Source organism: Amycolatopsis sp. NPDC114504 (assembly GCF_055633595.1).
The window spans coordinates 1515641-1527966 of record NZ_JBVKDU010000001.1 but is presented as its reverse complement, the minus strand read 5'-3'; the positions used below and the strand labels follow the sequence as shown (position 1 = coordinate 1527966).

General features: G+C 71.5%; 10 protein-coding genes. 6 read left to right on the top strand and 4 right to left on the bottom strand.

The window, feature by feature from the left end:
• Positions 1–3 precede the first annotated feature (3 nt).
• Both ACZ7PG_RS07095 and ACZ7PG_RS07090 read left to right on the top strand, forming a co-directional pair.
• Entirely contained in the window at positions 4–1503 is a 1500-nt protein-coding gene (locus ACZ7PG_RS07095; RefSeq protein WP_470238191.1) for a sugar ABC transporter ATP-binding protein, read from the top strand.
• Positions 1496–2521, top strand: a complete 1026-nt coding sequence (locus ACZ7PG_RS07090) for an ABC transporter permease (protein ID WP_470238190.1) — start codon at positions 1496–1498, stop codon at positions 2519–2521. The genes ACZ7PG_RS07095 and ACZ7PG_RS07090 overlap by 8 nt, the downstream gene beginning before the upstream one ends.
• A gap of 3 nt (positions 2522–2524) precedes the next feature.
• Here ACZ7PG_RS07090 and ACZ7PG_RS07085 read toward each other — a convergent pair whose 3' ends face one another.
• The 3 genes from ACZ7PG_RS07085 to ACZ7PG_RS07075 all read right to left on the bottom strand — a co-directional run bounded on the left by ACZ7PG_RS07085 (position 2525) and on the right by ACZ7PG_RS07075 (position 5609).
• Positions 2525–3232: a FadR/GntR family transcriptional regulator gene (locus tag ACZ7PG_RS07085; RefSeq protein WP_470238189.1), complete on the bottom strand. Its 708-nt coding sequence runs from the start codon at positions 3230–3232 to the stop codon at positions 2525–2527.
• Positions 3233–3397: 165 nt separating this feature from the next.
• Complete coding sequence (locus tag ACZ7PG_RS07080; RefSeq protein ID WP_470238188.1) at positions 3398–4480, bottom strand: RICIN domain-containing protein; 1083 nt, start codon at positions 4478–4480, stop codon at positions 3398–3400.
• A 16-nt stretch (positions 4481–4496) separates the two neighbouring features.
• Positions 4497–5609, bottom strand: coding sequence for a ricin-type beta-trefoil lectin domain protein (locus ACZ7PG_RS07075; RefSeq protein ID WP_470238187.1), 1113 nt, complete (start codon positions 5607–5609; stop codon positions 4497–4499).
• Positions 5610–5820: 211 nt separating this feature from the next.
• Between ACZ7PG_RS07075 and ACZ7PG_RS07070 the strand changes: the two genes are divergently transcribed.
• The 4 genes from ACZ7PG_RS07070 to ACZ7PG_RS07055 all read left to right on the top strand — a co-directional run bounded on the left by ACZ7PG_RS07070 (position 5821) and on the right by ACZ7PG_RS07055 (position 10654).
• Positions 5821–6564 (top strand): FadR/GntR family transcriptional regulator, encoded by a 744-nt coding sequence (locus ACZ7PG_RS07070; RefSeq protein WP_470238186.1) that lies wholly within the window; start codon positions 5821–5823, stop codon positions 6562–6564.
• 134 nt (positions 6565–6698) lie between these two features.
• Positions 6699–8048: an RICIN domain-containing protein gene (locus tag ACZ7PG_RS07065; RefSeq protein WP_470238185.1), complete on the top strand. Its 1350-nt coding sequence runs from the start codon at positions 6699–6701 to the stop codon at positions 8046–8048.
• 68 nt (positions 8049–8116) lie between these two features.
• A complete protein-coding gene (locus ACZ7PG_RS07060) occupies positions 8117–9136 on the top strand; it encodes a LacI family DNA-binding transcriptional regulator (protein WP_470238184.1) in 1020 nt (339 codons plus the stop codon).
• 60 nt (positions 9137–9196) lie between these two features.
• Positions 9197–10654 (top strand): arabinofuranosidase catalytic domain-containing protein, encoded by a 1458-nt coding sequence (locus ACZ7PG_RS07055; protein WP_470238183.1) that lies wholly within the window; start codon positions 9197–9199, stop codon positions 10652–10654.
• A gap of 49 nt (positions 10655–10703) precedes the next feature.
• Here the strand turns inward: ACZ7PG_RS07055 and ACZ7PG_RS07050 are convergent, their stop codons facing one another.
• On the bottom strand, positions 10704–12317 hold the full coding sequence (locus ACZ7PG_RS07050) for a glycoside hydrolase family 27 protein (protein ID WP_470238182.1): 1614 nt from the start codon (positions 12315–12317) through the stop codon (positions 10704–10706).
• Positions 12318–12326 lie beyond the last annotated feature (9 nt).

Below are 12326 nucleotides of genomic sequence, written 5' to 3'. Positions count from 1 at the left end.
GACATGAGTACGGTACCGGTCGTCGAAGCGCGGCAGGTGGTGAAGCGCTACGGCGCCACGGTCGCGTTGGACCACGCCGACCTCACCGTCCTACCGGGACAGACGCACGCCCTCGTCGGCCGCAACGGCGCGGGGAAGTCGACGCTCGTGTCCATCCTCACCGGCCTGGCCGAGCCGGACTCCGGTTCCCTGCTGGTCAACGGCGAGCCGGTACCGGGACTGTCCGATCGGGACAGGTGGCGGTCGCTGGTCGCCTGCGTGTACCAGAAGTCGACGATCATCCCCGAGCTGTCGGTGGCGGAGAACCTGTTCCTCAACCGGCAGGAGACCCGGCGCGGCTTCGTCCGCTGGTCCGCGGTGCGCCGCGCGGCCACCCGGCTGCTCGAACGCTGGTCGGTGGACGTCGACGTCCTGCGGCCCGCGGGGGAGCTCGGCGTCGAGCAGCGGCAGTTCGTCGAGATCGCGCGAGCGCTGTCCTTCGGGGCCCGGTTCGTCATCCTCGACGAACCGACCGCGCAGCTGGACGGGGGCGCCATCACCCGGCTGTTCGGCCACATCGCCGACCTGCAGCGCCAGGGCGTGACGTTCCTGTTCATCAGCCACCACCTGCAGGAGGTCTACGAGATCTGCGACACCGTCACGGTCTTCCGCGACGCCCGGCACGTCCTGACCGCGCCGGTCGCCGAGCTGCCGAAGCCCGACCTCGTCGCCGCGATGACCGGGGAAGACGCCACCCTGTCGGCCGAACGCCCGTCCACGATCCGGCCGGGGGCGCCCGCGATGCTCCAGGTCCGCGACCTGACCCTGGTCCCCGGCTACGAAGGCGTTTCCTTCGACGTCGCGCCGGGGGAGATCGTCGGCCTGGCCGGGGCCGGTGGCAGCGGCAAGACCGAGGTCGCCGAGACGCTGACCGGGCTGCGGGAGGCCGGTTCGGGCACCATCCTCGTCGGGGACCACCGCCCTCGTCCCGGCGACGTCCCGGCGGCACTCGCCGCCGGGATCGGCTTCGTCCCGGAAGACCGGCACCGCCAGGGACTCGTGCCGGAGATGTCGGTCGCGGACAACACCACCCTGTCCGTCATGGACCGGCTCGGCCCGGGCATCTTCGTCCGGTCCGCCCTCCGCGACCGGCTGGCCGGGACGATGATCACCCGGCTGGCGGTGAAGACCCCGGGCCCGAACCTCGCGGTGTCGGCGCTTTCCGGCGGCAACCAGCAGAAGGTCGTCCTGGCCCGCGCGCTCGCCGGGGATCCCCGCGTGCTCGTGCTGATCGCCCCCACCGCCGGGGTGGACGTGCGGTCGAAGGAGTTCCTGCTCGGCAAGGTGGCCGAAGCCGCGGCCGAGGGCACGGCGGTGCTGATCGCCTCGGACGAGCTGGACGACCTGCGCCTCTGCGACCGCGTGCTCGTCATGGTGCACGGACGGCTCACCGCCGAACTACCCGCCGGCTGGCCGGACCGCGAGGTCGTGGCCGCCATGGAAGGAGTCGACCTCGATGCCTGAAAGCCCGACCGCGCTGCGTGCCGAGGCGCAGACCGAACCCGCCGCCGCGCGACCGCCGCGGCGGATCGCCTTCGCCCGGCTGCGCGACCTCGCGCTCGTGCCCGGGATCATCGCGATCGCCGTGGTGGGCCAGCTGGTGAATCCGGTGTTCCTGCAGTACGACAACGTGATCAACATCCTGCAGACCATGTCGGAGATCGCGTTGCTCGTGCTCGCCCAGACGCTGGTCCTGGTCGTCGGCAAGATGGACCTGTCGCTGGAGTCCACGTTCGGCCTGGCCCCCGGGGTGGCGGCCTGGCTGACGATCGAGGGCGGCCATTCCCTCGGGCTGCTGCCCGGGTGGACCGCGGTGCCCGTGGTGCTCGCGGTCGGGGTGCTCGTCGGGGTGCTCAACGCCCTGCTGATCGTCCGGTTCGGGCTGAGCGGGTTCGTGGTCACCCTCGGCATGCTGATCGTGCTGCGCGGCCTGCTGACCGGGATCTCCGGTGGCCAGACGTTCTTCGGCATGCCCGATTCGATGCTCTACCTCGGCACCACGCTGTGGGCCGGGATCCCGGCGTCCATCTGGATCTGCGTGCTGCTGTTCGCCGGCGGTGTCGTCCTGCTCGGGTACACCCGGTTCGGCCGCAGCCTTTACGCCATCGGCGGCAACGAAGACGCGGCGAAAGCCGCCGGGATCCGGACCGACCGCATCGTGTGGATCGTCCTCATCGGAGCGAGCGTGCTCGCCGCGCTCGGCGGGCTGCTGCTGTCGGGCCGGCTGGCTTCGGTGGCCGCGGCTCAGGGCAACGGCTACATCTTCACCGTGTTCGCCGCGGCGGTGATCGGCGGCGTCAGCCTGAACGGCGGCCGGGGCACGGTGTTCGGTGCCTTCACCGGGATCCTGCTGCTGTACATGATCCAGAACGTGCTCACGCTCGCCGGCGTGCCGGCGCAGTGGATCGGGGCGCTCAACGGCACGATCATCCTGGTCGCGCTGGTGATGTCCCGCATCACCAGCGGCAAGCGGCAGAACTGAGGGTCACCCGTCTTCCAGGTTCGGGAAATCGGCCAGGTGCGCTCGCAGCCAGCGCTCGGAGGTGTCCACGTGCAACAGCGCGGCCGCGGTGGCCAGGGCGGGATCGCGGGCGGCCAGTGCGTCGTGGATCGCCGTGTGCTGGGACAGGGTCTCGTGCGTCGCGCCCCGGTCGATGGTGCCCCGCCAGATCCTCGCCCGCAGCGTCCGGGAGGAGATGCCGTCCAGCAGGGCCGTCAGGGTTTCGTTGCCCGCCGCGGTGACCACTTCCCGGTGGAAGGCGGCATCGAGCACCGTGAGGCGTTCGACGTCCTCGACGGCTTCTTGCATGGCGTCGAGGAGCTCGGCCACGGTGCGGAGCTGGGCGTCGGTGATCCGGGTCGCGGCGAGGCCGGTGGCGGCGGGCTCCAGGAGCCGCCGCACCTCGGTCAGCTCGAGCACGGTGCCGCCCTGCATGAGCGCCACCGCGTTGCCGAGGCCTTCGAGCAGGAGACTGGGCGCGAGGCTCGTGACGTAGGTGCCGTCACCGCGGCGGACTTCGAGGACCCGGGCCAATGCCAGCGCCTTCACCGCTTCCCGGGTGGGACTGCGGGAAATGCCCAGCTCGGTGGCGAGCTCGTGTTCGGGAGGCAGCTTGGCGCCGGCGGGGAACCGCCCGGACCGGACGAACTCCCGGATCCGGTCGATCGCTTCGTCGGTCAGGGACCTCGCCATAGCACTCCTCGGGCGTCGACTGCCGAGATCCTATCATTCGTATGATGATTTCCGAGTTGAGGTCGAGTTATTCGCCGATTTCGACCAGAAAGGCGCTATGGGGAGGCTTAAACATGTGATGCCTGCGGAGTGCGCCGGAGTCGTGGACCACCGGTGCGCCGTCGCCTAGCGCAATGTCCACCGCTGGTTGGCCTGCCCGCCGCAGGTCCACAGGACCAGCTGGGTGCCGTTGGCGGTGCCCTGCCCGTACGCGTCGAGGCAGAGCCCCGACTGGACACCGGTGATCGTGCCGTTCGCGTTCACGGTCCACTGCTGGTTGGCCTGCCCGTGGCAGTCCCAGACGATCACCGGGGTGCCGTTGGCCGTCCCGTGGCCGGACGCGTCGAGGCACTTCGACCCACCGACGGTCAGCGTCCGGCCGGCCGGGGTCCACGCTTGGCCGGCCTGCCCGCCGCAGTCCTGCAGCCGCACCTGGGTTCCGTTGGCGGCGCTCGCGGCGTCCGCGCACCGGCCCGACTGCGCGCCGACGATCTGCCGCGCCGAGGAGGTCCCGGGGGTGCCGATGCTCCCGGACACGGACTGCAGCGCACCGAACCAGGTGGCGGCCATCTTGTCGTACCCGGTGGCCGTCGGGTGGATGCCGTCGATCAGGTCGCCGGTGGTCACCGCGGAGTGCATGTCCACCAGGTGCACGTGCTTCCCGGCGTTCTGGTTGTTCGCGACGATCCCGGGGATCGCGGAGTTGAACGTGCGGACGGCGGACTCCTGCCCGGAGTTGGCGAGGGGGATGATCGTGGCGACGAAGACCTCGGCGTCCGGTGCGGTCGCGGTGATGTGGTCGATCAGGCCGGACAGCCGGGCGGGCGCGCGGCCGACGTCGTGGTTCTGCAGGACGTCGTTGGTGCCGATGTGCAGCAGGACCGTGTGCGAGCCGGTGGTGCGCAGCCAGGTGACGACGTTCGCGTCGATCTGGTCGATCCGCCAGCCCGGGTGGCCCTCGTGGTCGTGGTCGCCGAGGGCGGCCGGGCCGTTGTACTGCGAGCCGGTGAAGTCGACCTGGTAGCCGCTCGCGTTCAAGCGTTGCCACAGCCCGATCCGGTACCCGCCGGGGACTTGGACGCCTTCGGTGATGGAGTCGCCCAGCGGCATGACCCGGACCCCGCCGTTGGATTCGGCGGCCGCCGGGGTGCCCGGGAGGAACGCGGTCAGGAACAGGGCCGTCGCGGCCGCGATGAGCCGGATTCTCATGGTTCTCCTCGATCGGTCAGCCGAAGGTCCACTGCTGGTTGGCTTGCCCGGTGCACGTCCAGAGCCGGACGACGGTACCGCTGCCGGTCACGTCCAGGCACAGTCCGGATTGGACACCGGTGACGGCGCCGGCCGAGGTGACCTGCCAGCGCTGGTTGGCTCCGCCGTTGCAGGTCCAGATGACGACGTTGGTGCCCGGGGTGGTGATCTGCACCTGGGCGCCGGGCGTGGTGCCGGCGCCGTTGACGTCGAGGCACTTGCCCGCCCCGGCCGCGCGCACCGGGCTCGCGGCCGGCCCGGTGCCGCCCGGGCCCGCGGCGGCGATGACCTGCTGCGCGCCCGAGGGCCAGTCGGTACCGCTCACCAGGACGTTGCCGCTCAGGACGTTGTTGTGCGGCGATCCGGTGGCCACGTTCGTCGCGCCGCCGTTGTACCAGTTGCCGCCGAAGGGGTTGGCGAGGGTGTCGTAGCCCCAGTTGTTGTTGTTCCACGCGGGTTGCCGCATGACGATCGAGGTGCCGCTGACGTGGTCGACGGGGGAGTACCGGTCGGTGAACGAGTTCTGGCGCTCCACCTCGATCCGGTTCTGCTGCGGCAGCGTGGCGAGGTGGTTCAGCGCGGAGCCGACGATGGTCAGGCCGGCGGTGGTGATCCGGACGTCGTCGCGCGAGATCGGGATCGACGCGCGCGGCGCGAGCGTCCCGTCCACGAACAGCTGCCGGGAGTCGGTGCCTTGCGGCACGGAAGCCGCCCAGATGTTCCGGCTCGCGTCCTGCACCGCCCAGCCCGTGACCTGCGTGCCGCCGGACAGGATCGGCGTCTGGCCGGACGCGGCCTGCCAGGTGACGGTGTGGCCGTTCTGCCCGGAGTCGGCACCGGTGAGCTTCAGCGGGGCCGAGAGCCGGTAGGTGCCGCCGGCGAGCTGCACGACCACGTCACCGGCCGCCGATCGGGCGCGGGCCGGCTGCTGGGCCTTCGCCGGGGTGGCGACCGGCCGGTCGGGGGTGCCGGGGTCGGCGTCGTCGCCGGTGGGTGCCACGGTGATGGTGACGGTCGCGGCGTGGGCGGGCGGCGTGGCCACCGCGGTCACCACGAGCGCGGCGGCCACGGAACCGGAGCGCGGCGGCATGGCGGCTACCTTCCCTGGGGACGGCGATGGGTGTGACTCATGCCCGACCATGGTCCCCGGGACGCCGGAGGATGAGCACGGGCCTCGCGCCGCTCGACTTTTCGCCTGCGGGAACGCATGTAAGTTTCATCCCGGATCCGCTGCTGTTGACTAGGTAACCGGGTCGCGAGGTACAGTCACTGGCCGGCGCCCCTTGAGTCATACTCATCGGGTGACTCGTGGCGAGGAAACCGCACCGCCTGCTCCGTACCGGCCCGGCTACGAAGTGGTGGCCGAGCAGATCCTGCACCTGATCGCCGAGCTGGAACTGAGGCCCGGTGACCGGATGCCGACCGAGGTCGAGCTGGCGGCGCGGATGGGAACCAGCCGGACCGTGGTGCGGGAGGCCGTCAAGATCCTCTCGGCGATCGGCCGGGTACGCGCGCACAAGGGACGTGGGCTGTATGTCTCCGACGACGAGGGCATGCTCGGCGCTTCCCGGTGGGGCGGGTTCTTCCTGCCCGCCGATCTCGACCACGTCTACATGCTTTTCGAGTTCCGCCGGGTCCAGGAGACGGCGGCCGGCCGGCTGGCGGCGACGAACGCCACCCCGGTCGAGCTGCGTGCGATCGAGACCGCCGCCGAGACCTGCCGGCAGGGCCACCTGACCGGACAGAGCGTGGTGTTCGACCGCGGCGACGACGACTTCCACCTCGCCATCGCCACCGCGTCCCACAACCAGTTCCTCGTCGCGGCCGTGCGCGAAGCCCGCCGCCTGCAACGCCAGACGAACATCATCGGGATGTCCGGCGCGGTCGGCGGACACGCCGTGGACGCGATCGAAGAGCACGCGGCGATCTACCGCGCGATCCGTGACGGCGACCCGGAAGAAGCGGCCCAGGCGGCCGCCGTCCACCTCGACAACACCCTGGAGGACTACCGGCGTGAGATCCGGCGACGGCTCTTCACCCGGTGAGCGATCCATCCTTTGTGGACTGTTAGGACCGGCGCGATCCGTTGCGCCGCGTAAGTTTCATCGCGCATTGACCTTCGCCGAGGCCGACTTCTATCGTGGATCCAGCCGGTTCGACGACCAGAGGGAGCCGCGCGATGGTGAAGTTCAGAAGCCTGCTCACGTCCTTCGCGATCGGGGCGCTGGTGGTGACAGCCGGTACCGCGCAAGCGGCCGCCTCTACCGGTGAGACGTCGGCAGCCGCCGGCTGCGGGACCGCTCCCGGCTTGGCGAGCGGCACCCACACGATCTCCAGTGGCGGCCAGAACCGCAGCTACATCCTGCGGATCCCGGCGAACTACGACAGCAGCCACCCGTACCGGCTGTTCGTCGGGCTGCACTGGCTCGGCGGCACGGCCAACGACGTCGACTCCGGCGGGACCGACGGCTACAACTGGTCCTACTACGGGCTCCGGCGGCTCGCGGACACCGCGGGCGACACCACGATCTTCGTGGCGCCCCAGGGCAACGGCAACGGCTGGGCCAATCCCGGTGGCCAGGACGTCACGTTCGTCGACGATCTGCTGAGGCAGCTCGAAGCGGCGTTGTGCGTTGACACATCACAGGTTTTCGCCGGCGGCTTCAGCTACGGCGGAGCCATGAGCTACGCGCTCGCCTGCGCGCGGCCGGCGGTCTTCCGCGCGGTCGCCGTCTACTCCGGGGCGAACCTCAGCGGTTGCAACGGCGGCACCCAGGCGGTCGCCTACATCGGCATGCACGGCATCGGCGACAACGTCCTGCCGATCGCGTCCGGGCGGTCGCTGCGCGACCAGTTCGTCCGGAACAACGGCTGCGCCGCGCAGAACCCACCGGAGCCCTCGAGCGGCAGCCGGACCCACATCGTCACCGCCTACTCCGGCTGCCGGGCCGGGTACCCGGTGGTCTGGGCCGCGTTCGACGGCGGCCACGACCCCGGCCCGCGCGACGGGTGCGCCTGCAGCGGCTGGCAGACCTGGACCTCCGGCGAGGTGTGGAAGTTCCTCACGCAGTTCGCTTCGTCGACCCCGCCGTCCGGGACGCCGGTGCAGGTCGGGGTGACCTACACCCTGGTGGCCGAGCACAGCGGCAAGCTCCTGGACGTCAGCGGCGTCTCCACCGCGGCCGGCGCCCTGCTCCAGCAGTGGCCGGCCACCGGCGGGCAGAACCAGCGGTTCGACTTCCTCGACTCCGGCGACGGCTACTACCGAGTCCGGGCGCGCCACAGCGGCCTGGTGCTCCAGGTGGCCGGTTCGGGCACCGGCGCGGACATCAGCCAGCAGCCGGACTCGGGGGCCGCCGCGCAGCAGTGGCGCGTGGCCGACCAGGGTGGCGGTGTCGTCGGCCTGGTCAACCGCCTGAGCGGCCTGACGATGGACGTCTGGGGTGCCTCGACCGCCGACGGCGCGCGCATCTCCCAGTGGACGGCCACGGGAGGGGCCAACCAGCGGTTCCGGCTCCAACGCGCCTGAGGCGTCCGCTACCCGGCGGTATCCTCGAGCGGGCCCTGCAAAGACAAAGACGTCTTGGGAGAGCGAACGTGTCGTCCGTCGAGTTGCCCCAGCTCCGTCCGACCCTGGCCGACGTCGCGCGGGCGGCCGGGGTGTCGACCGCCACCGCGTCCCGCGTGCTCAACGGTTTTCCGCGGGTCCGGCCGAAAACGCGCAAGCAGGTGGAGTCGGCGATGTCGGCTCTCGGCTACGCCCGGCAGAGAGCCGCGCGGGCGACGGCGGGGCGCACCGGATCGGTCGCGCTGGTCGTGTGCGAGGAGGTGCTGCGGTTGTTCGCCGATCCCTACTTCGCCCGGATCTCGGCCGGCGCCGGGAAGGAGCTGACCGAGGCGGGCCTGCAGCTCGTCCTGCTCACCGTGCCCGCGACCGAGGACTACCAGGCCCCGGTGGTGCGGTACCTCGACGGCGGCCACGTCGACGGCGCCCTCGTCGTCGGCATGCACGGCCGCCGTCCGCTCGACCTGGACTGGCTCGGCATCCCGGTGGTGTTCGGCGGCCGTCCGGTCCGCGAAGGGGACTGCTCCTCGTACGTCGACGTGGACAACCGGGGCGGTGCGCGGCGGGCCACCCAGCGTCTCATCGACGCGGGCCGGCGCACGGTGGCGACCATCGCCGGCCCCCAGGACATGACCGCCGGCGTGGACCGGCTGCTCGGCTACCGGCAGGCGGTGGTCGGCGCCGGTCACGCCGACCGCGGCCTGGTGGTGTTCGGCGACTTCGGCCAGGCCTCCGGCGAGCACGCCACCGTCCGCCTGCTGGATCGCCGGCCGCACGTCGACGCCATCTTCGCCGCCTCCGACATGATGGCGGTCGGCGCGATGCGGGCCCTGCGCCGCGCGGGACGGCGGGTACCCGGCGACGTGGCCGTCATCGGGTTCGACGACCTGCCGATCGGCCGCCGGACGGATCCGCCGCTCACCACCGTCCGCCAGCCGATCGAGGAGATGGGGGCCCGGATGACGGCGGAGCTGCTCGCGATGCTCGGCGGCTCGGCCGCGCCCCGCTGTGCCGTGCTGGACACCAAGCTCGTCCTCCGGGCGACCGCTTAGCTCTTACTGTTAGCGCTAACAATCGCCTGCGGGTGCTCCGCAGTGCGCGAAGGAGGATTCGTGACCATTCGAGTCAAGCCGGTGCGCGCCGTCCTGGTGCTGGCCGCGGTCCTGGCGGCCGCGCTGACCGGCGCGGCACCGGCGTCCGCGGCGTCGACGTCCCTCACGAGCGCGGCCTCGGGGCGGTGCCTGAACGTGCCGGGTGGCGTCGACACGGCGGGAACGGCGCTGGAGATCCGGGACTGCACCGGCCAGGCGAGCCAGGTCTTCGAGTTCGGCTCCGGCGGCGAACTGCGGGCGATGAGCGGGACGCGGTGCGTGGACGCCTACGGCAACCAGACCGCGCCCGGGACGGCGGTGATCATCTGGACCTGCACCGGCGGGGCGAACCAGCAGTGGCGGCAGAACTCCGACGGGACGGTCACCGGTGTCCAGTCGGGGTTGTGCCTCGACGTGAACGGGGGCGGGACGGCCAACGGCACCGCGGTCATCCTCTGGACGTGCCACGGCCAGAGCAACCAGCGGTGGAGGACGAGCACCCCGCCGCCGACCGGCGCGGGCCCGTGCGACATCTACGCGTCGGGCGGTACGCCGTGCATCGCCGCGCACAGCACGGTTCGCGCGCTTTACGGCTCCTACGGCGGAAATCTGTACCAGGTCCGGCGCGCGTCCGACAACACGACCCGCAACGTCGGCGTCGTGGCGGCCGGCGGGGCCGCCGACGCCGCGGGCCAGGACTCCTTCTGTGCCAACACGTCCTGCGTCACCACGGTGGTCTACGACCAGTCCGGCCGGGGCAACGACCTCTGGTACCAGGGGTCGAGCGTGGTCCCCGGCTCCAGCCAGAGCAGCCCCGCGAAGGCGACGACGGAGTCGCTCACGGTCGGCGGCCGGAAGGCGTATTCGCTGTACATCAACCCCGGCAACAGCTACTGGCGAGACGGCCACGCGACCGGCGTGCCCACCGGCAGCGCGCCCGAGGGCATGTACATGGTGACCAGCGGGACGCACGTCAACAGCGGCTGCTGCTTCGACTACGGCAACAGCGAAACGACCCGCAAGGCCGACGCCGCCGGCGCGATGGACGCCCTCAACTTCGGCAAGCAGTGCTGGTTCGGCGGCTGCTCCGGCACCGGCCCGTGGGTCCAGGCCGACCTCGAGTGGGGGCTCTACCCCGGCGGCAGCCAGACGTGGAACCCGAACCAGCGGGCGTTCGGCAGCAAGTTCGTCACGGCGGTGCTGAAGAACAACGGGACGTCGCGGTTCGCGATCAAGGGCAGCGACGCCCAGTCCGGCAGCTTGACGACCCTGTGGGACGGCGGGCTCCCGAGCGGGTACAGCCCGATGAAGAAGCAGGGCGCGATCGTGCTGGGCAGCGGCGGTGACTGCTGCAAGCCGGGCGGGGGCGCGAACCTGAGCGCCGGGACGTTCTACGAAGGGGCGATGGTCGCCGGTTATCCTTCCGACGCCACGGAAAACGCGGTGCAGGCGAACATCGTGGCCGCCGGTTACCGCTGACCCACGCGGAGGCCCGGGCCGTCCTCGGACGACCCGGGCCTCCGCGTGGTCAGACGCGGCTCCACCGCTGGTTCGGCTGACCGTTGCAGCTCCACAGGATCGCGTGCGTCCCGTTGGCGGTGGCCGCACCCTCGGCGTCCAGGCACAGTCCGGAATGGACGTTCCGCACCGAGCCGTCCGCACCGAACGTCCACTTCTGGTTGTCCTGCCCGGTGCACGGCCTGCTCGTCACCTGGGCGCCGCTGGTCGTTCCGTCGAGGCACTTGTCGCCGAACACGCGGATCTCGCCGTTGTCCCAGCTCGTCCACAGCTGGTTCGCCGCGGTCTGGCAGTCCCAGAGCAGCGTGCCCGCCCCGGCCGCGGTCGAGGCGTTGTCCACGTCGAGACACCGGCTCGAGCCCGCGCCACGCAGCCGTGACGTCGTGGTGGCCAGCGGGGAACCACCCGTCACCCGGTACGCCGCGACACCGTGCGCCGGGACGCTCGCGGTGATCGCCCCGCCGGTCGTCGAAGTCGCGCCGGTCCACAGGTCGGTAAGGGTGAACGCCGTGCCGGACAGCCCGGCCTGCGCCGCGGTCGTGCTCACGGTGGCCGTCGCACTGCCGCGGTTGAGCAGCCCGACCGCCACCGAGCCGTCGGCCAGCGGCTTGGCGAAGACCTCGGCGTTGCCGTCGTCGCGCACCCGGCGGCCGCCCGCGCCGAGCCGGTCCTGGTCGACCGCCAGCAGGCGCGGGTTCCGCAGCACCGCGCTGATGTCGGCCGACATCGTGCGGATGTCGTTGCCCGCCATCAGCGGCGCCGCCATGAGCGCCCACAGCGTGAAGTGCGTGCGGGATTCGGTCAGCGACAGCCCCGGCCGGCCGACGACGAGCATGTCCGGGTCGTTCCAGTGCCCCGGACCGGCCTGGGCGGCCAGCGGGGCGGTGACGTCGAGGACGTTGCCCACGCCCATCGGGTAGCTGTTGGTGTTGCCGTTCTGCCAGATGTCCAGCAGGTCCTCGGTGGTGCGCCAGAGGTCCGCGACCTGACCCCAGTCGTACTTGTCGCCGGTGATGGCGTGGTAGCTGTTGGGGTTGATGCTGTAGACGATCGGGCGGCCGGTGGCGCGCACCGCGTCGCGCATGACCGTGAACCGGGCGACCTGCTCGTCCCGCGTGCCGGCGGGGGAGCACCAGTCGTACTTGAGGTAGTCCACGCCCCAGGACGCGAACGTTTGGGCGTCCTGGACCTCGTGCCCCGCGCTGCCGGTCGACCCGGGGTAGGTGCCGGTGCGCTGGGCGCAGGTGCGGTCGGTCGGTACCTGGTAGATGCCGAACTTCAAGCCCCGGCCGTGGATGTAGTCGCCCAGCGCCTTCATGCCGCTGGGGAACTTCGACGCGTTGGCGCGCAGCGCGCCCTGGGCGTCGCGTTGCGGGTCGAACCAGCAGTCGTCGACGACGACGTACTGGTAACCCGCGTCCTTCATCCCGGACGAGACCATCGCGTCGGCCGCCTGGCGGATGGCTGTTTCGGTGACCCCGCAGCCGAAGCTGTTCCAGCTGTTCCAGCCCAGCGGCGGGGTGAGCGCCGGGCTGCCGGGCGCGGCCGCGGCGGACGTCGGCACGGTGAGCACGGCCAGTGCGGTGGCCGCGGCGATGAGCAGGTGGCGAAGTCGAACGGGCATCGTCGCCCC